The following is a 24,971-nucleotide window of genomic DNA, read 5'->3' as shown; positions in this document are numbered from 1 at the left end:
GCCAGGAAAAAGTGAAGGAGAAACCAGTATGTTGCGAACTTTAGAGAGTCTCTATGGATACGGCGTTGCCGCTCGCGATGGCGAGATCGGCACCATCGACCAGGTCTATTTCGATGACGAGGCATGGGGCGTGCGTTATCTTGTGGTGGAGACCGGAGGCTGGATGAACAAGCGAAAGGTACTGATTTCGCCGTATTCATTTAAACATCCGGAGACCGGTTCAAGTGTGATCGAGGTCGATCTGACCCAGCAACAGATAAAGGACAGCCCTGATATCGATACAGATAAGCCGGTATCGCGTCAGCACGAGACTGAATACCTCGGTTACTACGGATACCCGGCATATTGGGGTGGTGCATATCTTTGGGGCGTTGGGGCCTATCCGGGATACGGATCGATGGTATCGAGCATCGGCATGGAGTCGGCAGTACGGATCCGGCACGAACAGGAGACTGACACCACATCCGTAGACGTTCATCTGCGAAGCTCGAAAGCAGTCAAGGGCTATCACATCGAGGCTGCCGATGGCCACATCGGCCATGTCTGCGGCTTCATCTTCGACGACGAAGCCTGGGCAATTCGTTATCTGATCGTTGATACGCGAAACTGGTGGCCCGGTGGCAAGGAAGTGCTGCTAGCAACGCAATGGATTGAACTGATCGATTGGGTCGGCTCTACCGTTTCCACCAGACTCACATGCGATGCGATCAAAAGTAGCCCGTCCTACGACGGTGTTTCTCCGCTGGCCCGCAACTACGAAGCGAGTCTCTATAAGCATTATGGCAAAGACGACTACTGGTCAACGACGGAACGGATTCGCAGCCACGCAGACGTAGAAGGTAGCAAGGATTGAACCTGTTTATAAGGGGCAGCGGACATGCTGAGAAGCATTGACAGTCTTCACGGATGCGCAGTCGCGGCAGTTGATGGTGACATCGGAAACGTCGATCAGGCGTATTTTGACGACGAGGCTTGGGGAATACGGTATCTCGTCGTCGATGCCGGAAACTGGATCAGCGAACGAAAGGTGCTGATTTCACCCTATTCAATCAGACATTTGGACTCGGACTCGGGTGCCGTGGACGTTGACCTCACACGGCAACAGGTGAGGGACAGCCCCGATATTGACACACAGAAGCCGGTGTCGCGGCAGTATGAAACCAGTCACCTTCTTTACTACGGCTATCCGAGGTACTGGGGAAGTGCGAACTTGTGGGGGGCGGACGCCTATCCCGCGTTCCCCGGGTCGATCGACGCGCCGCGCCTTGACCCGGAGGCGCGTGCGGATTGGATGTCACGTTCTGACAACCCACGGGCCGATGTTCACCTGCGCGGTACCACTGAGGTGAAGGGTTGTCGCATCAAGGCCTTGGACGGCAGCATTGGGCACGTTTCCGGCTTTATTTTCGACGATGTTGCCTGGGTGATCCGCTACCTTAGTGTTGATACGAGAAACTGGTGGCCGGGTGGCAGGAAGATTTTGCTCGCAACCCAATGGATCCGCCAGACGAACTGGTTCGACTCCACTGTCACAACAGAACTCACATGCGAGGCGATAAGGAATAGCCCCGCTTATGACGACGCCGCCCCGCTCATCCGAAGCTATGAAAGGGTGTTGCACCGATTTTATGGAAAGGAAACTTATTGGACCGAGGATGATACAGAAGCGCTGCTGGGTCACCTCGGCGAGGTCGCCCCTTAGGCAAACGTGATCCGGACATTGCCGACCCGAATGGACGCCGAAGTGGTTGTGCTGCGGTGCCGGTACGGCAGCGTACCGACCTTCATCACCCTTGCGCGCACTGTATTTATGTAACCCGGAATTCTCATTTTCGGGTTCGAATGACGGCCGTGCGCGAGACGATCAAACCCGATTGTCCGCATCAACGTCCTGCTGTTTCAGAGGCACACTGACCATGAATCCGATCACATTACTTTTATCCACTTTGTTCATGCTGGCGGCCATTGCGGCTGCGGGATTCGTGAACGTCTATGTGGCAATCCCTCTATTTCTGGTCGCAATCCTCATCACCATGTCGGTGAAGGTTGCCAACGTCTGGCAAAAATTCGTCATCTTACGTGTCGGTAAGCTGCAGAGCGTAAAGGGTGCGGGATTCTTCATGATTATTCCCGTCCTGGACACGGTAGTTGCAGTTATCGACGAACGCATTCAGACCACTGCGTTTAACGCGGAACAGGCGCTGACGAAGGATACGGTGCCGGTCAATGTCGACGCGATCATCTTCTGGCACGTGTGCGACGCGCAGAAAGCGGCGCTGGCTATTACGGATTACCGCCAGGCGATCGACCGCGTGGCGCAAACGACGTTACGCGAGTTGATCGGATCGTCGATGCTTGCCACTTTACTTTCAGATCGGACCGCGGCGGACGCGCACTTGCGTGACGAGATCGGCGGCAAGACGGCGGAGTGGGGGATCGCCGTCGGGTCTGTCGAGATTCGTGACGTCGCCATTCCGGAAGCTTTGCAGGACGCGATGTCACGCCAGGCGCAGGCCGAGCGCGAAAAGCAGGCTCGCGTGATTCTCGGCTCGGCGGAAGCCGCCATCGCTTCGAATTTCGTCGAAGCTGCGCGGGTTTATGAAAGTCAGCCGGGAGCGCTGCAACTGCGCGCAATGAACATTATTTACGAGACGACCAAGGAGCGCGGTGCGACTATCCTCATGCCAACCTCCATGGTGGACAGTCTCAATCCCGCGCTCGCGCTGGCGATCGCCGGGCACGAACTTCCCGCAGCACCAATAGTGAAATCGTTAAAGACCGCCGCATAGAACGGCGACCATGAGCCGGTGCGTTGATGTATTTCGTTTCCAGCTCGCAACTTATAGTGTCAAAGCCAGAAGCGTGGACTTGTGTCGAGAGACCACTCCTCCAGGACGGAGTCAGGGCGGAGGCAGATAAGTGGCGTCGCCCCGTCATTGTGTGACCGGACTCCGATTCTGGACGAACAACCTTGTTTGGGAGTTCAGCATGAGACAAGATTATTTCAAAGGCGCGCAGCACGCGTGCGGGCGGTTAGTCGTGCTGTTGCATCGCTCGAAGGTCCGGACTATCAGATTGCCGATCCGGCGTATTAAGCCTCATTGGGCCACGATCTTTACCCTTTCACCGATCTATCTTCAGCGCAGTAGGAGGACCGACACAGGGCTGCCGGGCATCCATACGGACAGTTACCGATCTTGATGGCCCGGGATGCGCGATGATTGAGCAGCAGGGTTTGGGCGCCACAACCGCTTCGTGGTCAACTTATGCCATTTCGGAACTCACCCGGTAGCCGCACGTCGTAGGGCGGGGACCATGGCCCGCTGAGACACGGCTGTATAGGCCTCGACGTAGTGCTGCGCCATCACCTTAGCGCTGAATCGGCATTCAAACTGCGTGCGGATTTCAGTGCGTGACAGTTCGTCGAGGCGTTTCAGTGCGCAAATCGCACCGTCTATATCTTCGCAGATGTAGCCGGTCACGCCATGATCGATGACTTCTGGCACAGAGCCGCGATTGAACGCAATCACGGGTGTGCCGCAGGCCATCGCTTCAATCATCACCAGGCCGAACGGCTCAGACCAGTTGATTGGAAACAGGAGCGCCTTGGCACCGGACAAAAACGCTGCCTTCTGACCTTCCCTGATTTCGCCGACGAATTCTATATTGGGTAGGGAAAGAAGCGGTTCGATCGTCGCCTTGAAGTACGCGAAATCGGCCTTGTCCACTTTGGCGGCAATCTTTAACGGCATCCCGCTCTTCACCGCGATCGTAATGGCAGCGTCGAGGCCTTTTTCCGGGCAGACGCGCCCCAGGAAGGCGAGGTAGGCAGGCTCCTTCAGGTTGGTCGGCATCAACCTGTTCTCCGGCAGGCCGTGATAAATCGTGTCGATCCAGTTCGCCTGCGGTAACGGCAGGCGTTGAGAGTTGGAGATAGAGATGATCGGCACTTCCGGGAACGCCGTGAACACGGGTTGTAGTTCCGGTAGGTCGAGGCGGCCATGAAGTGTCGTCAAGAATGGAACATCAATCTCCGAGAAAAGCGAAAACGGTAGATAGTCAAGGTGGCTGTGGAGCACATCGAACTCGTGGGCGACTTGCCGTACCCTTTCCAGTAGGACCATATGCGGTGCGATGGCGTCAAGGATCGTCGAGTCGAGACGCAATGCTCGAGGCCACACTGCCTCAAGGGTGGCCTTCGTGCGAGAGTCTCCACTTGCAAACAGCGTTACCTCGTGCCCCAGATCAACAAGTGCATCGGTGAGGTTAGAAACCACGCGTTCGGTGCCGCCATAAAGTAGAGGAGGTACCGCCTCGTGCAGTGGTGCGATTTGTGCGATTCTCATCGATAACTCTCCCGGAAGCCTGTATCTATGGCGACACGTCCCGCGCACTGGAATTCAACAGTCGACGCCGGACATTACGTTGAAGGTTGTTTCCCATCTTCGTTGTCTTCAGACGCGGATGACGGTTAACTTCACTTCGCTTGACGGTCCCATACAGCAAGCAACATGTCTGTACGTTAGCGGTCAAGCGCCCTCCTGAGAGGTGCTTCGTCAATGAGAGAAGGTGGCAAGGCACGAGTTCTACACGATCTCCAAAAGACTCCTTGAACTTTGCGAGATTCGACCTGAGTAGTTTCCGAACCTACCGCTATTGTCCCCGGGCCAGTAATCTGGCTACTCATGTAGCGAAGTCCGTCTCCTGGATGACGATCGCCTTCAGGCTGGAAGAACTCGCTTTCTCGACCTTTGTTCGCAAAAGGTTTTTTATCATGCACATAAGCGAATCTCTAACGTCTCAGTCAGAGGTGACGCAGAAGCTCTCCGCAGCCATTTTCGATGTTGACGGAGTACTGCTGGCTTCGCCTCATGAGCGCGCGTGGCGCGAAGCCCTAGATGGCTTTGGCGACAAGGCGCGCTTTACCACTACGATGTACCAATCGCAGGTGGCGGGTAAGCCGCGCTTGAGTGGTGCATTGGCTGCCCTATCGGCATTGGGCGTGCCTAATGCCGAGCAGCTCGCGCCCGCTTATGCTGAGCACAAGCAGCAGCGTCTCGAGCAGTTGATCGACGCGGGCGCGGTGACCGCCTTTCCTGATGCGATCAGGTTTGTCAGGGCTGTAAGGGCGCTCGGATGGCCTGTTGCCGTGGCGTCGTCGTCGAAGAACGCCAACGGTATGATGCAGAAGATTCGTCTCGATGCCGGGCATTCTCTGTTTGATGCGTTCGGGGCGAACGTCTGCGGTCGCGATTTGCGGCAGGGCAAGCCGAACCCCGAGATTTTCCTGCTGGCTGCAACGGAGTTGTCGGAAGCGCCTACGAGCTGTTTCGTGGTCGAGGATGCGCCAGCGGGTATCGAAGCTGCCCGCGCTGGCGGCATGGCGGCGCTCGGCGTGGCACGGCTTGCCGACGCTGGCCTGCTGTGGGCGGCCGGCGCCACGCTCGTCGTGACCAGCCTGGATGAAGTCGCTATCGATCAACTGTCAAAGGGCCGGCTCCGCCAGCAAGCGTCATGACTGCCCCCCAGAGTATGGATGAGGCACTGACGCCGACCAACCATTGCGGCTGGAGCATGGAGGAGGGTGGCTACGATCCACTGCGCGAAGCGAGCCGGGGAGCACGTTTCGCCATCAGCAACGGCTTTCTTGGCGTGCGAGGCGCGCGGGCGATCCATCGCGGCGGTCGCTGGGTAGACACGTCGCGTACTCTCGTTGCCGGACTATTTGATACGCCGGATGACGAACAAGCCATACCCGGGCTTGTTGCTACGCCCGACTGGCTTCAAGTGCGGATATTGCTGCAAGGCGAGCCGCTCGTGCACCGACCCGGCGACGGGGAGTCGCAACGCCGAATCCTCGACATGAGGCGGGGGGCAGTAATAACCGAGGATCGTCTCTCGAATGCCGCGGGCATAGGCGTGCGGCTGCGCAGTCTGCACATCGTCTCGCTTGGCCAACGCTCTATCGGCCTGCAACTCCTCCAGTTGGAGATCGAGCAAGCGGAGATCGAGGTTACGCTCAAGGCGTCTTTCGATGGACTGGATATCGGCCTTAAGGCGGAGCGGATCGAACCCGCCATGGGCGTATGGCATGCGATCTCTACCGGCAAGCATCTGGCGATCGCTGCAGGGTTGACGCTGCAGATCGACGGGCGGGACATTCCCGCTGCCTGTAGTGCGCCGTTCGAATGGTCATGGAACTGGAAATCGCAACCCGGACAGATCTGTTCGCTGGAGCGTTTAGTCTCGATCACGCGGGGGGATATTGAAAGTTTTGACCCGAGCCGGGAGGCGCGGGACTCGCTTGGCGTCGCACGTGAGCTGGGATGGACGGGCGTGATCGCCGCTCATGAGGCAGCATGGGTGTCCCGTTGGGACGCGAGCGACGTCGAGATCGAGGGAGATCCCGCCGCGCAAGAGGCGCTGCGGTTCGCGCTCTACCACCTGAACGGAGCGGCCAACCCCGCCGACGAGTGGGTCTCGATTGCCGCACGCGCGTTGACCGGTGACGACTACCGGGGACATGTGTTCTGGGACACTGAGATTTATCTGCTTCCGTTCTACATTCTGACCTGGCCGGAAGCGGCCCGGGCGCTGCTCATGTACCGCTTTCGCACGCTTGACGGGGCGCGGGCAAAGGCAGCCGGAATGGGTTGGAAAGGGGCGCTTTACGCGTGGGAATCGGCTGACACCGGCGCTGAGGCATCCCCATCGAAGGTTATCGGCCCCGATCGCAAGGTTGTCGACGTGCGGTGTGGTAAGCAGGAGCAGCACATCAGCGCAGATGTCGCCTACGCGATCTGGCAGTACTGGCAGGCGACTGACGACGAGATGTTTCTTCGCGAGGCCGGCGCGGAGATCCTGCTTGAGACCGCGCGTTTCTGGTCAAGCCGCGCACAGGTCGACTCGGACGCTCATTGCCATATCCGCGGTGTCATCGGTCCCGACGAATATCACGAATCGATCGACGACAACGCCTTTACCAATGTCATGGCACGTTGGAACATCCGACGTGCGCTCGACGTCGTCGCCTTGTTGCGCGAGCGTTGGCCGCAAACCTGGGAAAGTCTCTCAGGTCGGCTCGGGCTGAACGATGGCGAACTAAAACAATGGCGGAGCATTGCTGACACGATAGTGACGGGTTTTGATCCACCGACTGGACTTTTTGAACAGTTTGCAGGGTTCTTTGCGCTCGAGGACATCGATCTCGGCAATTACGTTGGGCGTTCAGTGCCAATGGATGTCGTACTTGGACGCGAGCGTACTCAAAAGTCTCAAGTAATCAAGCAGGCCGACGTCGTAGCGCTGCAGGCGCTTTTGCCGGATGAATTCACCGGCGACGAGGGCGCAAAGAACTTCGACTACTATGCCGAACGCTGTGGTCACGGTAGTTCGTTGAGCCGCGCCATGCATGGAATCGTCGCCGCCAGGCTCGGCCGAAGCGAGGTCGCTCTGGATTTTTTCAATGGCACGTCGGCAATCGACCTTGACGATAGCCAGGCCGCCATTGATGGTGGCGTGCACATCGCGGGTTTAGGTGGCATATGGCTCATGGCGATATTCGGTTTTGCCGGCCTATCGTTTCACGCCGATCACCTCTGCCTGGACCCAAGACTTCCGCCAGGGTGGAAAAGGCTTGCGTTCAGGGTGCAGTGGCGCGGCCGACACCTGCGCCTCGAGATTACACGGGCCACTGCAAGCCTTGAGGTTACGCTGGAAGAGGGGCAGCCAATGAAAATTGTCGTTGTTGACAGGGAGTTTCAACTCGGCTGTTCGGAAACCCTTCGGGTCTCAATCAACCCGGAGGAGCACGAGCCGCCGCGAGTGAATCCGCAAGCCGATAAGCTTGCGGTGGGGCCACGTTGACATAAGCGGGGTTCTTTTGGCTTCAGTTCGTCACTTGGGCACTCCAATACTTATCAACTTTCTGACTCTGCTGTTCAAAATCGCCGTGCGTCCCGAACCCGTTTCGCTTGACCTCGGGGGCTGCGTCCATCTTGCCTTTGGTCGTGTCGAGCACGAGCATGGTGACACCGGTGGTTGCCTTGAAATCAGCCCACGGTACCGGGACATTCTTTTCGTCAATTCCGAACACACCGCCTCGGCCCACCACAAGGTAGGCGATCTTTCCTGACTGCGGACTCAGGACAATATCATTGATGCTTCCAAGATCCTCGCTCTGTGGGTTGACCACGCTGGTGCCAATCAATTCAGCTGACCGGAAAGGGGTGCTATCGCCTGTGACAGGTTGGGCACTCGCAATCTGGCGGAGCCTCCAGTTCGGCGCGCCGCCTGCCGAGCCATCCCCGCGGCCCATATCTGCCGAGTAACCTTTGTAGATGGCGCGGCTTGCCGTGAGTAACGACTCACAATCCTGTTGCTCGCCACGTCGCGCGAGTATGCTGGCTGATGTCATCAGCGTTCGTACTTCGTAAGCGGGTCTTACTGACTGGTAGCTGCCGTCTGCTGGCAGGCCGTTTGGCGTACTGCCGCGGCTCGGTGGCAACGTGTTCGGTTCGCCGGCACCGTAGCCGTACATTGGCGATCCATCTCCATAGCCGAAGCCATAGCCGGCACCGCGCAACCAGTAGCCATTTTTTCGCATCTGGCGGTCGAAGGCGCGTAAATCGTTCAGGCATTTTTGCGCCGGCTTCATGTCGGTTGTCGAGCTCATTCCGCCCTTCGGCTTTGCCGTGGCACTGGTGTCAGACATTTGTGCGGCGAGTAGCGAGCCGGATAATATCAGGCACACGCAAGCTGTCAGTGATGTAACAAGGGTCGAGCGACAAGCGAGTGCCGATTCATTTTTGCGTTTCATGGTGCAACCCCCTTACTTCGTTTGGAAATGTATCGTCAGGAGTGCCTCTATGAGTCGCGTCAACCGAAATAAGGCAGGGAAATGCCGGACCGGGCGCTATGTCGTCCTTCGGATCGAGGGGCGACGATCTATCCAAGCGGTCGTTGTTGACAGATTCCAGGGGTACCAACGGACGAGAAAACTGTCTCACGTAAGACGCACGTGGTCTGTAGTTTGTGTGCAGTGACTTTCCGCAGGCTAGTACGCTGCAACTCATTGAATAAACGTAACGTCGCTGATTGACAGTATCCACTCACGTTACATGCTGCCTACTGATGAATTTCGCGGTTGCGGGAAGGTGCTTGTCAAACATCGATTACGGCATCGCACCAGCTTTCGCCTCGCCCAAATAAGCTCTCTTCCTCGCGAATGAAATTCGTTCCAATGTGATTTCTGTCCACTACTACAGACTGTCCGGTACTGGACAGAACTCGCCGTTGGAAAAGTGGATTATCAAACTGTGGGTTCCGCTACCGCCCTGAATCGGCCCGCGGTCTGTTCAGGCGTCATCACGCCAGCGGAAAGCCGATGCGGAAGTGAGGCGATGTAAGTTTGGCAATATTTGGAGCCACGGTGACGAAGAAAATCTTCAGACACTGTCGCCTAGCGCTGTACTGGATACAAAGGAGAAGCAAATGTCTCATTACTACTGGAACGACTGGTATTTCGGCTGGGGCTGGTTTTTGTGGTTCGCCGTGTTCATTCTAATTTTTTCGAGTTTCGGAAATTGGGGGTATACCTACCGAGCACACAGAAATTACGGACAGCAGCCGCGGAAAGAGGCCCTCGATATTCTCAACGAGAGGTATGCCCGTGGAGACATCCAGCTGGCCGAGTACAACACCATGAAATCCGAGATGGCGAAGATATAAGGCAACAGAAACGGAGAACGTGCCGTGACCATGACATTCGCTGCAATGCGTTCTGGTCAACGCTGAAAGTTCAAAGGCGGAAATTGCTCTGTCCTCCCTACCAAAACTGGAAGCCGCAATCATGAAAGTCAAGACGTTGACGCCAGAACAACTCGAAAGTATGGATGCCTACTGGCGCGCTGCCAATTATCTGTCGGTCGGTCAGATCTATCTTTATGACAATCCATTGCTTCGGGAACCGCTCAAGCTGTCGCACATCAAACCACTCGTGGTTGGCCATTGGGGAACGGTGCCGGGCCAGAACTTTATCTATGTGCATCTGAATCGGCTCATCAAGAAGTACGACCTGAACATGTTCTACATCGCGGGGCCGGGACACGGTGGTGCGGCGTTGGTCAGCAACGTCTATCTCGAAGGAACGTGGAGTGAGGTCTATCCGGAGATCACCCAGGATGAGGCCGGGCTGAAGAAACTGTTCACACAATTTTCGTGGCCGGGCGGGATTTCCAGTCATGTCGCGCCGACGACCCCGGGGTCGATTCACGAAGGTGGCGAGCTGGGCTATTCGTTAAGCCACGCGTTTGGCGCGGTGTTCGACAATCCCGGGCTAATCGTCGCTTGCGTTGTCGGCGACGGCGAGGCGGAGACAGGACCATTGGCGACGGCGTGGCAGTCCAACAAACTGCTCGATCCCATCACCGACGGCGCGGTTCTGCCGATCTTGCATCTCAATGGCTACAAGATAAGCAATCCAACCTTGCTAGCCCGCATTGGGCGTGAGGAACTGGACCAGTTCTTTCGGGGCTGCGGATGGGCCCCATACTTCGTTGAGGGTGACGAGCCAGAGAAGATGCACGAGCTCATGGCCAAGACCCTGGAGAAGGTCGTCAAAGACATTGAGGCAATCCATAGGCATGCGCGGGACACGAACGACACCTCACGCCCGAGTTGGCCGATGATCGTGCTCAGGTCGCCGAAGGGATGGACCGGACCCCAAGTCGTTGACGGATTACAGATCGAAGGCACGTTCCGATCGCACCAGGTTCCGCTACTGGTGGATTCAGAGCACCCTGGTCATGTCGAACTGCTGGAAAGCTGGATGAAGAGCTACAAGCCCGAGGAACTGTTTGACGATAGTGGTCGCCTCATACCGGAGCTGGCTGAACTGTCGCCGAAAGGCGACCGGAGAATGGGTTCGAATCCGCATGCCAACGGTGGCCTGCTTTTGCGTGACCTACGAATGCCGGATTTCCGTGTTCATGCGGTCGAAGTCCCTACCCCTGGTGCCGTCGACGGACAGGATACTTTGGTGCTTGGAAAATTCCTCCGTGACGTGGCTGGCCTGAATCACGATCCGCGCAACTTCCGCGTGGTGGGCCCAGATGAAACACTCTCGAATCTGCTTGGCTCCGTATTTGAGGTCACCAGGCGACAGTGGGATGCGGGTAAGCTGAGTAATGACGAATTTCTCGCGCCTTCAGGGGCGGTGCTAGATTCGATGCTCAGCGAGCATCAATGCGAGGGATGGCTGGAAGGCTATCTGCTGACCGGAAGGCATGGACTTTTCAACAGCTATGAAGCCTTCATCCGGATTGTCGACTCGATGTTCAGCCAGCACGCTAAATGGCTGAAGGTCACCCGGGAACTGCCATGGCGTCGCCCGATCGCGTCGCTAAATTATCTACTTGCCTCTCATGTCTGGCAACAGGACCACAATGGTTTCACGCATCAGGACCCCGGCTTTCTCGATCACGTAATTAACAAAAAGGCTGACATCGTTCGCGTCTACCTACCGCCTGATGCAAACTGTCTGTTGTCTGTATTTGATCACTGTCTGCGCAGCCGCAACTACGTCAATGTTGTGGTAGCCGGCAAACATGCGCTGCCTCAATGGCTGACCATGGAGGCCGCCGTCATGCATTGCACGGAAGGTGTGGGCATCTGGCAATGGGCGAGCAACGATCAGGATGTCGAGCCCGATGTTGTGATGGCCTGTTGCGGCGACACGCCAACGCTGGAAATCCTCGCTGCCGTTTCCATACTTCGCGAGCATCTGCCCGATCTCAAGATTCGGGTTGTCAACGTCGTCGATCTGATGAAGCTTCAGTCCTGCACAGAGCACCCGCACGGGCTGAACGATCAGGACTACGACTCGCTGTTTACAAAAGACAGACACATTATTTTTGGCTTTCACGGATACCCGTGGCTGGTGCACCGGCTGACATATCGCAGGACCAACCGCAACCTGCATGTGCGCGGATACAAAGAGGAGGGGACTATCACGACGGCCTTTGATATGCGCGTGCAGAACGACCTCGACCGATTTCATCTCGTGCAGGATGTGATCGATCGCGTGCCCCGCCTGGGATCGAAAGGCGCTTACCTGAAACAGCAGATGCAGGACAAGCTTATCGAGCATAAGCATTACATCGATAGACACGGACAGGACATGCCGGAGATATGCAACTGGAAATGGCACGGATGACACGGCGATCTCGCCGTGCTCGATCCAGATGATGTCGCTGGATGAACCTGCGATATCCAGAGGATTGCTTCAACGTCCAGGCCATTCAATACGGGACCTTCCCCATGGCGGGACCTTGGATTTTCTGCAGTCGAGAGGACTTCTGGGCAGTTCCAAAGGTGTCTCCGTCGCCGTACAAGGAGTATTGAAAATGTTGAGAAGCATTGAGAGTCTTTATGGATGTACGGTCGTCGCGCTTGACGGCGACATCGGAACCATCGACCAGGCATATTTTGACGACGATGCGTGGGGTGTACGGTATCTCGTCGTCGAGACCGGAAGCTGGATCAATGAACGAAAGGTACTGATTTCGCCGTACTCGATCAAACATCTGGATCCAGGTTCCGGCGCCGTGCAAGTGGAGCTTACCCGTCAACAGGTCAAGGACAGTCCGGATATCGATACGAATATGCCCGTGTCACGGCAGCATGAAAGCCGGTATCTCGATTACTACGGCTATCCGAGGTATTGGGCGGGGGCATACCTCTGGGGTGCCGGAGGGTATCCAGATTTCGGGATCAGGGATTCTGAAACTGCCATTGCATCGGAAGCGCGCGCGCGACGTGATTGGGAAGCATACGACTCGCCTGCCGACGTTCACCTACGCAGCACGAAAGCAGTGAAGGGTTATCACATTGAGGCTGTCGACGGCAACATCGGTCACGTTTCCGGCTTCATTTTTGACGATGCAGTTTGGGCTATCCGTTACCTGACGGTTGATACTCGGAACTGGTGGCCCGGTGGCAAAGAGGTGCTGCTGGCGACGAAATGGATTGAACTCGTCGATTGGATTGGATCCGCCGTTTCTACCAGCCTTACCCGGGAGGTTATCAAGAATAGCCCTCCGCGAGACGAATCCGCGCCGCTGGACCGCAGCCATGAAGTGATGCTTCACCAACATTATGGCAAGAATGGGTATTGGTCGGAGGACAACACGGGTATTCAGATTTCGCAGAAAGTGGGGTCGCGCGAGTTCACCGCAATACTTAAGTTGGACGCAAGCGTCATTCTGAACGAGGGGGGCAGGGAGGTGACCCGCTTTACCCTGAATTCGGCGGTTCCGATGTTTGCAGAAAACCATGATGGGCCCGCGATGCTCGATGCCACAATCGCGCAATTGCTGTGTTCGCTCATATTGGGATATGCCCGGGTAACTTGATCGTTTCTAGCGTCGGAATGCCGGGGTTGGAACGCCGGTGGTGACGCTTCGCGATTTAAGAAACCGAATTGCCGATGCCAGTGACTGGATGTGATCGGATCAAACCGTGGCCCGGTACGAAAGCGTACAGACGCCGTCGCCGCTTGCGTACACCTTATTCGTGGGTGCGAAAGGCAATAACGGATGGCGGTACGGCGCGCATTGACTGCCATGACCTGCCCACGCGAGCCCAATTATGTAGCAACGCGCAAGGATTGACATGGCGATCGAGATCAGGGTTGGTCCGGCACAGCTGGCGATTCATCAGGGACATTCCGTCCTGCTTTGTGACCCTGACGGGCAGATCCAATGGCCGAGCCATAAAGGCCTTTACTTCTATGACACCCGCATGATCAGCAGTTGGTCCGTGTATGCCAACGGCGAGCCTTGGGATCTTCTTAACGGTGGCGCGGCTACCTCCTTTGCAGAGCGCATTTTCCTGGCGAACCGCGAAATCGTCACGGAGGCAGGCCCGATCGCGTCGCATACTATTGGGCTTACGCTCAGCCGTCATATCGGCGGTGGCGTGCATGAAGACGTCGATCTCACGAACTACGGCCAGGAAAAAGTGCGCTTTAACCTCGAGATCGCGGTGCGCAGTGATTTTGCCGACATTTTCGAGGTGAAGTCCGGGCGCTTCGTTCGGCGCGGAAACATTACAACGGAATGGGCCCGGGAACACCAGCGTCTCACTACCGCGTACCGGAATGGCGATTTTTCGCGCGAGGTGGTCGTGACGGCCCGTAATGGGGATGCGCCTGCCGGATACGCCAATGGGCGTATCACGTTCGATGTGGAACTGGCTCCCGCCGCCACGTGGCACACGTGCCTCGCCTACGATCTGCTGGACGGCGAAGCGTGCTATGCGGCGCCGGAGAGTTGTATGGACGTGGCCGGTGACCGGTCGGAAAACAGTAAGCGGCTCGCGGCCTGGAGAGATGCAGTGCTCAAGGTCGATAGCAGCAACGAAGGGTTCAGGAACCTTTTCCGGCAGGCGATCGATGATATGTTTGCGTTGCGCCTGCCGATTCTCGGCACTGATCCCGATCAAACGCAGCTGGTAGTAGCCGCTGGGTTGCCGTGGTTTGTCGCCTTGTTCGGACGTGACAGCCTGATCGTCTCGCTGCAAACTTCGCTGATCTACTCCGATTTCGCTCGTGGGACGCTGGATGCGCTCGGCGCGGCCCAGGCGACCGAGCGCGATGATTATCGCGATGCCGAGCCTGGCAAGATCTTGCATGAACTCCGCCTGGGGGAACTGGCGGATCTGAAGCTCATTCCTCACACGCCTTACTACGGGACTGCAGACGCGACGCCCCTCTATCTGATCGCACTACACAATACATGGTGTTGTACAGGCGATCGCGAACTGCTCAGCAAGCATTTGCCGGTCGCAGAGCGCTGTCTGGAATGGATAGACAGGTTTGGTGATCGCGACGGCGATGGCTTTCAGGAATACGCCACGCGCTCGTCGGCCGGTCTCGAGAACCAGAGCTGGAAGGACTCCGGCGATGCCTTGGTGTACCCCGACGGAAGCCTGGTCAAAGGCCCAAAGGCACTCTGCGAATTGCAGGGCTACGTATACGACGCCTGGCTGAGGATGGCGCAGATCTACGATGTGCTTGGCAAGCCAGACCGCGCGGGTCTCCTGCGCAAGAAAGCCGCCACGCTTTTCACCCAGTTCAACGAGGCGTTCTGGGACGAGGAGAGCGGCTTCTACGCTTTCGCGCTCGATGGCGAAAAGAGGCAGGTATTGAGTGTTGCGTCCAATCCGGGCCATTGTCTGTGGTCGGGCATTGTGCCTCCCGAACGGGCCGCACGTGTGGTGGCGAGGCTCATGCAACCGGACATGTGGAGCGGTTGGGGCATACGCACGCTGTCGGCCAATCATCCTGCCTACAACCCGTTTTCTTATCAGAAAGGCGCTGTGTGGCCACATGACAACGGTCTTATCGCGTACGGTTTCAAGCGATATGGCTATTTCGCGGAAGCGTGCCGCATCGCATTCGACGTGTGCGAAGCGGGGAGCTTTTTCAGATTGAACCAATTACCTGAGCTATACGCCGGACTACATCGGGACGACGCCAACTTCCCCGTTCAATATCCGGGCGCGAACGTCCCGCAAGCCTGGGCTGCGGGCTCGGTGTTCTCGCTGCTACAGGCGATCCTCGGCTTGCAGCCGGACGCACCCCACGAAATGCTCTACATCGATCCGGATCTGCCGGCGTGGATGGCCGATCTCACGCTCAGAGACCTGCGGGTCGGCATGCAGACCTTTGATATCCGCTTCTGGCGAGTCGGCGATAGGACGGAGTTTTGCGTGCTGAAGGGGAATCCCACAGCTGTCGCCTGCCGTGAGATGACTGTGTGCAGCGAACTGCTCAGAACAGAAGTCGTTGACGTATCGGCCGTATAGCATCCGGTTGACGATGGTCTTCTTCTCCGGTAACTCCCCACTTCACGCATCTCCGTGCTCGTCCACACCGATGGACAGTTCCAACGGTGAGTCGAACCGGAAACGCGGTACGTCAAGGTTTTGCGGGGCAGGTTTGTCCTTGAATACCCGACCCGCGAGGTCGTAAGTCGACCCGTGGCAGGGACACAGGAATCCGCCTGGCCAGTCATCCGGAAGATTCGGTTGAGGCCCTTTCTGAAACCGTGGGCTGGGTGTGCAACCTAGATGCGTGCATACACCCATTACGACCAGGACGTTCGGATGACTTTGGCGGGAGCGATAAGGGTTGTCACAGTAGTTCGGCAATGGCATAGAAAACGGATGCCTGCTAGTCGGGTCGGCGACCATCGCGTTCGCCGCCAGGACCGCCGCCATCATCTCGTCGGTGCGGCTAACGACAAAGACGGGCATGCCGCGCCAGGCGACGGTCATCATGTCGCCGCGGGCAAGCCGGCTCAAATCCACGGAAACGGGCGCGCCTTTTCCGACGGCGCAAATGACCCGGCGAACGGGACGATCGTCGCAATGCCCCCAATACCGCCCGTGATGGACGCTGCAATCAGCCACCTGCGCCGGCTAGTGTCTTCGCATGGCGGCAAGAGCTTTTCAATAGTCTGATCCATGGTCTTCTCCGTCCCCGGAGTCAGGCACTCAAAGCCCGGTTCCGGCGGCTAGGCGACGCGCCAGCCGGCAGCAGGGCCGGGTCGATGAATGTCGAACAATGAAGCCCGTTCTTAGATGTGAGCGTAAGTTTTGTTGAGCGTGATTTGCTTGTTCCCGTACATCTGTCGGGCTTTCTTCATGAAGAGTGCGTCCGGCGATTTTTGCCCAGAAGATCGGTGTGACTGCCGCTCGGCGAGGTCGCGCCGGATGCCGAGCACCATCGCCATGATCAACGTCGCACCGGCCGCGCCGACCAGCACCGCGACGCTAAAACGTTTCCTGTGCGTGTGATGGTCCACGGGCGCGATGCCGGAGGCAAGCAGGGAAATGAAGTCATCCGTTTTCATCGCGTTCCCCGAATCCTTGCAGCCAACGCCTTGAGTCCACGATGCACGCCAATCTTGACGGCGGACTCCGACGAGCCGGTCAACTTCGCGGTAGCCGTCACGGACAGCCCTCGAGCTTTACATGCATGATCGGCAGACGCTGGCGATCAGGTAACTGTTCGAGCAGTTTCCCAACGCCACGTTTTGCTTGCGCTCGCACCGCGCGTTGGAGTTCGCGACCACCCGGTACGTCCCTCTTTTATCCGTGTCAGAGAATATATTTCGCGCCTGCTGTAACCGCATTGGGAGATGTGGCGAACTACCTGATAGACGCGGGATGATGACGCATCGGTAGTTGCCGGAACGGAGATTCATCCGATACACACATGGGCCATATACGCCGCATTGGCGACGTTGTTCCAATCTGCAACATCCAGGGAGTTATTATGAAAAGCATTGCAATCGCAGCACTTGCCGCAGCGTTGCTCGTTAGCGGCGGTTCGGCGTTCGCACAGGCGAGCGGCGCCATGTCCAATGATTCGATGTCGAAAGGCACGATGGGCAAAGACACAATGGCCAAGGATTCAATGAGCAAGGACGGCATGGCCAAAGACTCGATGGGCAAGGACGGCAGCAAGATGAAATCCGACACGATGAAAAAAGGCGACGCAATGAAGAAAGGCGACGCGATGAGCAAGTAATTACCTGTGGTGCGTTTCCGGTATGCCGACCGCGAACGCGCCTCCGGCCCCCATCTAATTCGCTTGGCTAGCGTGAGTCAGCCATGCGCGTCATAACAATTCTATCTCTCGCCGCGGTGCTGATTGTTTGCCTCGTTGGAGGCGCCAGCGCCAGTGCCACGACGTCCTGTAGCGTCAGCAGCCCGCCCCACCGTGTGGCGCTGGTTGAGCTATATACGAGCGAAGGATGCCGCAGCTGTCCGCCTGCGGAGAATTGGCTGAGTGCGCTGGATCAGGCGGGCGAGGCGAACACGAGCGTGCCGCTTGCGCTGCATGTCGATTACTGGGACAGCCCAAGTTCCAGGCAAAGAGTCTCGCGATGGGGCCGGAGCTTTTCGTCAGCTCACAGAACGTGAACGTGCCCGGGCTAGGCACGGCGGACGGCGTGAATCTGAGTAGTTTCAGAGCTATCCGCGACCCGCATACAGCAGTATGCTTCATCCGAAATAGGCACGTTTTTCTTGTGCTCCGGATTGGCCCACATCCTTCACGCGTTACTTTCTCGTCAGATATCCGTCAGGTGAAAGAAATCTGTCGGCTTTGTGTAATTGCAGGTCTTGCACGCGTATCACCTCAACGGAACGCTGGCATTGCCGAAGGGGCAACTGTACGCGCGGCCATTGAAAAGCTTCAAAACGAACATGCCGTCGCTCGCCGCTTTCAAGCAGGGCGTCGGCATGACGCGCAAATGCGGCACGTGCGTGCTGGTGGACTTGCCGCCCGGCGAGTTCCCGACGCCGCGATGGAATGTGGTGGCCAACTGCATCACGATTCGCGGTTCCTTCGTCGGCAACCGGCGTGATATGGCCGAAGCGCTGGCGTTCGCCGCCGATGGCACGGTTAAAGCCGATATCGAGTCGCGGCCGCTTTCGGCGATCAACAACGTGTTCCGGCGTCTCGGGAATGGCGAGCCGTCGCGCGTGGTGCCTGAATTCGCGAGCCATTGAAGAGCCACGCCCACAGCGTGCAAGACGTCTAGGAGGAGCGATCGTGGCCAGTGCCACCGAACTTCTGTCGAATCCAGCCGGATTCGACCACGGTGCCGCCGATTCCGTGCTGGCGCGTTACGGGCGCGATTCGCATGCGCTCGTCCAGATCCTGCGCGAGGTGCAGGCGCAGCACACCTGGTTGCCGCGTGAACTGCTGGCTTATCTCGCAGGGGCGCTCGGCGTGACGCTCGCGCATGTCGAGGGCGTCGCGACGTTCTATCGCTTCTTTCATTTGCGCGCCGTGGGCGAGTACCGCGTCCTGTTCAGCGACAACATCACCGATCGCATGCTAGGTAACGCGGCGCTGCTCGACGATCTGTGCCGGCGGCTGGACGTCGAGCGAGGACATGTGCGAGCCGACGGCCGCGTCAGTATCGACTACTGTTCGTGCACGGGGTTATGCGACCAGGGTCCGTCGCTGCTGATCAATCACCATCAGGTAGTGACGAGGCTGGATAGCGCGCGCGTTGAGGAACTCGCCGATCTGATCGAGTCCAGGGTGCCGGTGGCTGAATGGCCATCGCATTGGTCGCGCGTCGAAGATCACATCCGGCGCGCCGACGTGCTGCTCAGCACATCGATGAAGCCTGGGGCATCGCTTGCCGCCGCGCTCGCGCGCGGCGTGCCGGCGTTGCTCGACGAAATGAACCTGTCGAATTTGCGCGGGCGCGGCGGCGCCGGTTTCGCCACGGGCAAGAAGTGGCGCCTGTGCCGCGACGCAGTGGGCAGTGAGCATTACATCGTCTGCAATGCGGACGAAGGCGAACCCGGCACCTTCAAGGATCGTGTGCTACTCAGCGGCCACGCCGACATGGTGTTCGAAGGCATGACGATCGCGGCGCGCGCCATCGGTGCCCGGCGCGGACTGCTGTATTTGCGCGGCGAGTACCGTTACCTGCTGGAATCGCTCGAAGCAGTTCTACAGCGGCGCCGTGACGCTCATCTGCTCGGAGCATCGATTCTTGGCCACGCGGACTTCGATTTCGATATCGGCATCCACGTCGGCGCGGGCGCGTATGTCTGCGGCGAGGAGTCTTCGCTGATCGAATCGCTCGAAGGCAAACGCGGCACGCCGCGCATCCGTCCGCCGTTTCCAGCAGAGCACGGCTATCTCGGGCAACCCACAGCGGTCGATAACGTCGAGACGCTCTGTGCCGCAACCCACGTGGCGTTGCAAGGCGGCGCGTGGTGGGCCGCCATTGGCACGCCGCAGTCGACCGGCACGCATCTCCATTCGGTCTCGGGCGATTGCGACCGTCCAGGCATCTATGAGTATCCGATGGGCACGAGCGTCGATCGAATCCTCGAAGACTGCGGCGCGCACGACACCCAGGCGGTGCAGGTCGGCGGGCCGTCGGGCAAGTGTCTGTCGGCCATCGAGTTTGGCCGGCGCATCGCTTTCGAGGATGTGCCGACAGCGGGTGCCTTCATGGTGTTCGACCGCTCACGCGACATGTTCGAAGTCGCGCGCAACTACGCGGGCTTCTTCGCCGCAGAAAGCTGCGGATTCTGCACGCCATGCCGCGTCGGTACGGCGCTTGCCGTCAAAAGCATGGACAAGCTCGCCGCGGGCCGGGGTTCGCGCCTCGATGTCGCGCTGCTCTCCGACATCGACGCGCTGATGCACGGCACCACCCATTGTGGACTGGGCGGCTCGGCGTGCAATGCGCTGCACGACACGATCGTCAAATTCCGGCCCGCGTATGAGCGTCGACTGAAGTCGCTCGAATTCGAGCCGGCCTTCGATCTCGACGCTGAAGTCACGGCCGCGCGTCTTTTGAGCCAACCCACCGATGTGAGCGCCCCTTAGGAGAGACGGACATGAACACGCCCGCAACCGCAACCACGTTCTCCCTCGATGGCGAGGACGTGCCGTTCCTGCCCGGCGAAACCATCCTGCAAGCCGCGCGCAAAGCCGGGCGCTATATCCCGCACCTTTGCTGGCACCCGGACTTCGCGCCACAGGGTTCCTGCCGGGTTTGCACGGTAAAGATCAAGGGCCGGCCTGGCTCGGCCTGCACGATGCACGCCGCTGCCGGCCAGAAGGTGGAAAGCAATACCGACGAGCTGAACGCCGAACGCAAGATGCTGCTGCAGATGCTGTTTGTCGAAGGCAATCACTTTTGCCCGTCGTGCGAAAAGAGCGGCAACTGCCTGCTGCAAGCGACCGCCTACGAGATGAACATGGAAGAGGTGCTGTTCGAGGAGTTCTATCCGCGCCGGCCCATCGACGCCAGTCACCCGGACATCCTGATCGACTTCAACCGCTGCATCATGTGCGAACTGTGCGTGCGCGCTTCTCACGATGTCGACGGCAAGGACGTGTTCGCCATTGCCGGACATGGTATCGGCACGCATCTGGTGGTGAACAGCATGAGCGGGCGGCTCGGCGACACCGACATGGCGCTGACCGATCGCGCGACCGCTATCTGCCCGGTCGGTGCGATCTTGCCGAAACGGCGCGGATTTGTGATCCCGATCGGCGAGCGGCGCTACGACGCGCAAACGGCCGCCGATCCGGCCACCCAGGAAGCCTCATCATGAGCGCCGCGATGGGTGTCGATGCGGCGCATGGACCGCGCAAACTGAAAGTGGCGACGGTGTCGCTGGCGGGTTGCTTCGGTTGCCATACGTCTTTTCTCGACATCGACGAGCGGCTTCTGGAACTGATCGAACATATCGAGTTCGACCGCTCGCCGCTGACCGATATCAAGGAAGTCGGGCAATGCGACATCGGCCTGATCGAAGGCGGTGTGTGCAACTCGGAGAATGTGCACGTGCTGCGCGCGTTCCGTGCTCACTGCAAGACGCTGGTAGCGATGGGGGCCTGCGCGATCAATGGCGGCCTGCCCGCAGAGCGCAACCGCTTCGAATTGCGTGACGTGCTCAATGAAGTTTACCGTGATCGCCCCGGACTCAGCGCGGGCAGTGCGATTCTCAACGACCCCGAACTGCCGCTGTTGCTTCAGCAGGTGCGGCCGATTCATGCGGTGGTTCATGTCGACTATTTCCTGCCCGGCTGCCCGCCCTCGGCGGACGCGTTCTGGAGTTTCCTCAACGACCTGATGGCTGGACGCACACCGCATCTGGGGCATGCCCTGATGCACTACGATTGACGCCTCCGGAGAATGAGCTGCCATGAGCTTTGATCTCGAGACTGCTGCGGAACCGAAGGGCCTGCGGCGTGTCGCTATCGACCCGCTGTCTCGCGTCGAAGGCCACGGCAAGGTGACCATCCTGCTGGACGAGCAGCAGCGCGTTAGGCAGGCACGGCTGCATATCGTCGAATTCCGCGGCTTCGAGAAGTTCATCGAGGGGCGCCCCTACTGGGAGGTCCCGGTGATGGTGCAGCGCCTGTGCGGAATCTGTCCGGTGTCGCATCAACTGGCGGCATCCAAGGCGATGGATCGGGTCATCGGCGCTCAGCCCGTCACGCGCAGCGCGGAGAAGATCCGCCGCCTGATGCACTACGGGCAGGTCATGCAGTCTCATGCGTTGCACTTCTATTATCTTGCTTCGCCCGATCTGCTGTTTGGCTTCGATTCGGAAGTCGATCTGCGCAATATCGTCGGCATGGCGAAAGCGCATCCGGACATCGCAAAGCAGGGCATCCTGTTGCGCAAATTCGGCCAGGAACTGATCCGCGTCACCTCGGGCAAGCGTATCCACGGCACCGGCTCGATACCGGGCGGCATGAACCGGCACGTGGACCAGGCCGACCGCGACATGCTGGTCCGCGACGTCGATCAAATGATCCGCTGGGCGGCCGACGCGGTCGATCTCGTCAAGAAGCTGCACGCGCAAAACCCGGTTCTGTATGACAGGTTCGGCAGCTTCCGCTCCAACATGTTGTCGCTGGTGCGCGCGGACGGCGCGATGGACCTTTACGACGGTGTGCTGCGCGCTCGCGACGCCGATGGCGGGATCATGTTCGACGGTGTGAGCGATCAGAACTATATGGACCTGATCGAAGAAGAGTCGCGTCCGTGGACGTACATGAAGTTTCCGCATCTGCGCAGTCTCGGACGCGAGAACGGTTGGTATCGCGTGGGACCGCTCGCGCGCGTACAGAACTGCGATGTCATCCCCAGTCCGTTGGCCGAAGCGCAGCGCAAGGAGTTCGTTGCGTGGGGGCAGGGTTCCCCGGTTCACGCGACGCTGGCTTATCATTGGGCGCGCATGATCGAACTGCTGCATACCGTGGAGGTCATCAAGGATCTGCTGGACGATCCGGACATTCTGCAAGGGGAGCTGACGGCAAGCGGCGCGCGCGGCGCGGGCGGCGTCGGGATCATCGAGGCGCCGCGCGGCACGCTGATGCACGACTATAGCGTGGGCGACGACGACCTGGTCACGCGTTGCAACCTGATCGTCTCGACGACGCATAACAATCAGGCGATGAACGAAGCCGTGCGCTCCGTGGCGCGTGAGTATCTGGACGGCAAGGAACTGACGGAAGGGCTGCTTAACCGCATCGAGATCGCGGTCCGCGCATTCGACCCCTGTCTGTCGTGCGCCACGCACGCGTTAGGGCGGATGCCGCTGGATGTGTTGCTCCTCGGAGCCGGTGGCGAACGCGTCGATCACGTGAGGAAGTCGCACGACGGCGAGATCGTGCGAAAGTCAGTCGCGCTCACTGGCGCTGTGTCATGAGCGCGCCAATGCTCGTCTTCGGATGGGGCAACCTGAGCCGCGGCGACGATGCGCTCGGTCCGCTGTTCGTGCAGAAGTTGCAGGTGCTGGCTAGCTCGCATGCCGAATGCCAGGTCGAGTTCATGGAGGACTACCAGTTGCAGATCGAACACGCACTTGACCTGGTCTCACGCGAGCGCGTGCTGTTCGTCGACGCCAGCCTCACCTGCATCGTGCCCTTCGAGGTTCGGCGCTTGCGTGCGTCGCGCGACGCCACGTTTACGACGCACGCGATCTCGCCCGAATCGGTCATGCAGGTCTATCGCGAACTCTACGGCGCCGAACCGCCGCCTTGCACGTTGCTGGCGATTCGAGGTACCCGCTTCGAGCTGGGCGAATTGCCTGATGAAGCAACCCTCGCTCATCTGGATCAGGCGCTGACCTGGGGACTGGCGTGGCTCGGTGCCATACGGGATCAAAGAGCATGTGCAGATCGTCGAAGACTTGGTTCCAGGCCCGGCTGAGCGCCAACTGGCATTCTGGAATACAAGCAACAGAATATTCCGCCTAACACTATTCGAGACTGACCTCACCGCCGTTTAAATCCTCCGCCGAAAGGTCGGTTATCGGCTGGCCCGTCTAGCAACGCGCACCCGCGATCGGTGCGGCCTCGGCATGGGGCGTCACCGACGGCGCAGGGACAACCGGCGTCGCAATCGCCGCTTCGGTCATGATGTATTCTCCTGCTCCGCAGCACCATGCTCCGCCTCATCGGGCGGACCTTCGACGACGCCATGCTGCCCTGCCTCGATCGATGTGCCAGCGTCGCCGGCCACCATCCGTGCGATGTCGTCCAGCGCACCGACGACAGCACGCCGCCTCGTACGTGTGGCGAACTCGCACGCCGCCTCGACCTTCGGTCCCATCGATCCGGCTGCGAAGCCCAACGCGGTGAGGGCATCAGGACCGGCGCTGCGAATCGGCCGCGCTGACGCCTTGCCCCAGTCGAGGTACACGCCGCGTACATCGGTCGCGATCACGAAAAGATCGGCTGCAATCTCACGGGCCAGCAACGCCGCAGTCCGATCCTTATCGATGACCGCTTCGATGCCCCGATAGCCGTGATGCGCATCGGCGACCACAGGAATGCCACCGCCCCCCGCGCAGATTACAACCGACCCATGCTGCAGCAGCCAGCGCACGGCATCCGTTTCCAGCATCCGGACCGGGAGCGGACTCGCGACCACACGGCGATACAGTGCGCCGTCGCGTGCCGTAGTCCAGCCCGCTTCGCGAGTGGCCGTCTCCGTTTCGGCTAGCGTCATCCCCGTGCCGATCGGTTTATCCGGGTGGGCGAATGCCGGATCGAGCGGATTGACTTCCACCATCGTCAGCATCGTCGTGCATGCACGTGCGCTCGCCAGGTGATTGCGCAATTCCAGTTCGATCAGATACCCGATCATGCCTTCCGTTTCCGCATCCAGCACGTCTAGTGGAAAACGTTCTGCCCCGCCGGACTGCGCACTTTGCGACGCCAGCAGGCCAACCTGCGGACCGTTGCCATGTACGATCACCAGATCGTTTCCTGCTGCCACAGTCGCGAGTTGGGCGGCAGCGCGCCGGACGTTGGCGCGCTGCTCGTCGATGCCTGCCCGCTCGCCTCGTCTAAGTAGTGCATTTCCACCGAGTGCCACGACGATGCGCATGCCAGTCTC

At 58.9% G+C, this 24,971-nt stretch carries 22 protein-coding genes and 2 pseudogenes; 18 read left to right on the top strand and 6 right to left on the bottom strand.

The annotated features are described in order from the left end of the window. Nucleotides 1-28 precede the first annotated feature (28 nt). The 3 genes from PQR27_RS25655 (at nucleotide 29) to PQR27_RS25645 (ending at nucleotide 2,789) form a co-directional block, all read left to right on the top strand. Nucleotides 29-853, top strand: coding sequence for a PRC-barrel domain-containing protein (locus PQR27_RS25655; protein ID WP_408526425.1), 825 nt, complete (start codon nucleotides 29-31; stop codon nucleotides 851-853). 24 nt (nucleotides 854-877) lie between these two features. Beyond that, nucleotides 878-1,702 carry a PRC-barrel domain-containing protein gene (locus PQR27_RS25650; protein ID WP_408526424.1) on the top strand — a complete coding sequence of 275 codons (825 nt, stop codon included), beginning with the start codon at nucleotides 878-880 and terminating at the stop codon, nucleotides 1,700-1,702. Between the two features lie 214 nt (nucleotides 1,703-1,916). Continuing rightward, nucleotides 1,917-2,789 carry a slipin family protein gene (locus tag PQR27_RS25645; RefSeq protein WP_408526423.1) on the top strand — a complete coding sequence of 291 codons (873 nt, stop codon included), beginning with the start codon at nucleotides 1,917-1,919 and terminating at the stop codon, nucleotides 2,787-2,789. A 492-nt stretch (nucleotides 2,790-3,281) separates the two neighbouring features. On the opposite strand, the gene PQR27_RS25640 is transcribed toward PQR27_RS25645, so the two are convergent. Next, a complete protein-coding gene (locus PQR27_RS25640) occupies nucleotides 3,282-4,346 on the bottom strand; it encodes a glycosyltransferase family 4 protein (protein ID WP_408526422.1) in 1,065 nt (354 codons plus the stop codon). A gap of 362 nt (nucleotides 4,347-4,708) precedes the next feature. Between PQR27_RS25640 and PQR27_RS25635 the strand changes: the two genes are divergently transcribed. Next, complete coding sequence (locus PQR27_RS25635; RefSeq protein WP_408526421.1) at nucleotides 4,709-5,518, top strand: HAD family hydrolase; 810 nt, start codon at nucleotides 4,709-4,711, stop codon at nucleotides 5,516-5,518. Next, on the top strand, nucleotides 5,515-7,866 hold the full coding sequence (locus PQR27_RS25630) for a glycoside hydrolase family 65 protein (RefSeq protein ID WP_408526420.1): 2,352 nt from the start codon (nucleotides 5,515-5,517) through the stop codon (nucleotides 7,864-7,866). The genes PQR27_RS25635 and PQR27_RS25630 overlap by 4 nt, the downstream gene beginning before the upstream one ends. A 22-nt stretch (nucleotides 7,867-7,888) precedes the next feature. Here PQR27_RS25630 and PQR27_RS25625 read toward each other — a convergent pair whose 3' ends face one another. Continuing rightward, nucleotides 7,889-8,818, bottom strand: coding sequence for a PRC-barrel domain-containing protein (locus PQR27_RS25625; protein WP_408526419.1), 930 nt, complete (start codon nucleotides 8,816-8,818; stop codon nucleotides 7,889-7,891). A gap of 674 nt (nucleotides 8,819-9,492) precedes the next feature. Here PQR27_RS25625 and PQR27_RS25620 point away from each other — a divergent pair. The 5 genes from PQR27_RS25620 to PQR27_RS25600 all read left to right on the top strand — a co-directional run bounded on the left by PQR27_RS25620 (nucleotide 9,493) and on the right by PQR27_RS25600 (nucleotide 15,867). Next, the gene (locus PQR27_RS25620) at nucleotides 9,493-9,729 is read left to right on the top strand and encodes an SHOCT domain-containing protein (protein WP_408526418.1); all 237 of its coding nucleotides are present in this window, start codon (nucleotides 9,493-9,495) and stop codon (nucleotides 9,727-9,729) included. A 121-nt stretch (nucleotides 9,730-9,850) separates the two neighbouring features. Next, nucleotides 9,851-12,214 carry a phosphoketolase family protein gene (locus PQR27_RS25615; RefSeq protein ID WP_408526417.1) on the top strand — a complete coding sequence of 788 codons (2,364 nt, stop codon included), beginning with the start codon at nucleotides 9,851-9,853 and terminating at the stop codon, nucleotides 12,212-12,214. A gap of 41 nt (nucleotides 12,215-12,255) precedes the next feature. Continuing rightward, nucleotides 12,256-12,402 (top strand): UPF0182 family protein, encoded by a 147-nt coding sequence (locus PQR27_RS25610; RefSeq protein WP_408526416.1) that lies wholly within the window; start codon nucleotides 12,256-12,258, stop codon nucleotides 12,400-12,402. A 2-nt stretch (nucleotides 12,403-12,404) separates the two neighbouring features. Next, entirely contained in the window at nucleotides 12,405-13,412 is a 1,008-nt protein-coding gene (locus tag PQR27_RS25605; RefSeq protein WP_408526415.1) for a PRC-barrel domain-containing protein, read from the top strand. A 259-nt stretch (nucleotides 13,413-13,671) separates the two neighbouring features. Beyond that, nucleotides 13,672-15,867, top strand: a complete 2,196-nt coding sequence (locus PQR27_RS25600; RefSeq protein ID WP_408526414.1) for an amylo-alpha-1,6-glucosidase — start codon at nucleotides 13,672-13,674, stop codon at nucleotides 15,865-15,867. A 42-nt stretch (nucleotides 15,868-15,909) separates the two neighbouring features. Here PQR27_RS25600 and petA read toward each other — a convergent pair. The 3 genes and pseudogenes from petA to PQR27_RS25585 form a co-directional block, all read right to left on the bottom strand. Continuing rightward, nucleotides 15,910-16,529, bottom strand: a pseudogene (gene petA / locus PQR27_RS25595) (ubiquinol-cytochrome c reductase iron-sulfur subunit). A 111-nt stretch (nucleotides 16,530-16,640) separates the two neighbouring features. Beyond that, nucleotides 16,641-16,916 carry an NrsF family protein gene (locus PQR27_RS25590; RefSeq protein WP_408526413.1) on the bottom strand — a complete coding sequence of 92 codons (276 nt, stop codon included), beginning with the start codon at nucleotides 16,914-16,916 and terminating at the stop codon, nucleotides 16,641-16,643. Further along, a pseudogene (locus PQR27_RS25585) lies at nucleotides 16,913-17,109 on the bottom strand (RNA polymerase sigma factor); the annotation flags it as partial. The pseudogene PQR27_RS25585 and the gene PQR27_RS25590, both read right to left, overlap by 4 nt. Before the next feature lie 232 nt (nucleotides 17,110-17,341). Between PQR27_RS25585 and PQR27_RS25580 the strand changes: the two are divergent. The 8 genes from PQR27_RS25580 to PQR27_RS25545 all read left to right on the top strand — a co-directional run bounded on the left by PQR27_RS25580 (nucleotide 17,342) and on the right by PQR27_RS25545 (nucleotide 23,780). Then, nucleotides 17,342-17,596, top strand: coding sequence for a pentapeptide MXKDX repeat protein (locus PQR27_RS25580; protein ID WP_408526412.1), 255 nt, complete (start codon nucleotides 17,342-17,344; stop codon nucleotides 17,594-17,596). Nucleotides 17,597-17,679: 83 nt separating this feature from the next. After that, nucleotides 17,680-17,991, top strand: a complete 312-nt coding sequence (locus PQR27_RS25575) for a DUF1223 domain-containing protein (protein ID WP_408526411.1) — start codon at nucleotides 17,680-17,682, stop codon at nucleotides 17,989-17,991. 264 nt (nucleotides 17,992-18,255) lie between these two features. Next, on the top strand, nucleotides 18,256-18,582 hold the full coding sequence (locus tag PQR27_RS25570; protein ID WP_408526410.1) for an MDR/zinc-dependent alcohol dehydrogenase-like family protein: 327 nt from the start codon (nucleotides 18,256-18,258) through the stop codon (nucleotides 18,580-18,582). Between the two features lie 43 nt (nucleotides 18,583-18,625). Further along, nucleotides 18,626-20,434: an NAD(P)H-dependent oxidoreductase subunit E gene (locus PQR27_RS25565; RefSeq protein ID WP_408526409.1), complete on the top strand. Its 1,809-nt coding sequence runs from the start codon at nucleotides 18,626-18,628 to the stop codon at nucleotides 20,432-20,434. A gap of 11 nt (nucleotides 20,435-20,445) precedes the next feature. Beyond that, the gene (locus PQR27_RS25560) at nucleotides 20,446-21,168 is read left to right on the top strand and encodes a 2Fe-2S iron-sulfur cluster-binding protein (protein WP_408526408.1); all 723 of its coding nucleotides are present in this window, start codon (nucleotides 20,446-20,448) and stop codon (nucleotides 21,166-21,168) included. Beyond that, on the top strand, nucleotides 21,165-21,740 hold the full coding sequence (locus tag PQR27_RS25555; RefSeq protein ID WP_408526407.1) for an NADH-quinone oxidoreductase subunit B family protein: 576 nt from the start codon (nucleotides 21,165-21,167) through the stop codon (nucleotides 21,738-21,740). Before PQR27_RS25560 ends, PQR27_RS25555 begins: the two co-directional genes overlap by 4 nt. A 22-nt stretch (nucleotides 21,741-21,762) precedes the next feature. Beyond that, entirely contained in the window at nucleotides 21,763-23,277 is a 1,515-nt protein-coding gene (locus tag PQR27_RS25550) for a Ni/Fe hydrogenase subunit alpha (protein ID WP_408526406.1), read from the top strand. Beyond that, complete coding sequence (locus tag PQR27_RS25545; RefSeq protein ID WP_408526405.1) at nucleotides 23,274-23,780, top strand: hydrogenase maturation protease; 507 nt, start codon at nucleotides 23,274-23,276, stop codon at nucleotides 23,778-23,780. Before PQR27_RS25550 ends, PQR27_RS25545 begins: the two co-directional genes overlap by 4 nt. A 204-nt stretch (nucleotides 23,781-23,984) precedes the next feature. On the opposite strand, the gene PQR27_RS25540 is transcribed toward PQR27_RS25545, so the two are convergent. Continuing rightward, nucleotides 23,985-24,962, bottom strand: a complete 978-nt coding sequence (locus PQR27_RS25540; protein WP_408526404.1) for a carbamate kinase — start codon at nucleotides 24,960-24,962, stop codon at nucleotides 23,985-23,987. Between the last annotated feature and the right edge of the window lie 9 nt (nucleotides 24,963-24,971).

This window comes from Paraburkholderia fungorum (assembly GCF_046027215.1).
Taxonomy (GTDB): Bacteria; Pseudomonadota; Gammaproteobacteria; order Burkholderiales; family Burkholderiaceae; genus Paraburkholderia; species Paraburkholderia fungorum_D.
Note: the sequence above shows the minus strand (reverse complement) of the source record. Positions and strands in the feature narration are given on the sequence as shown.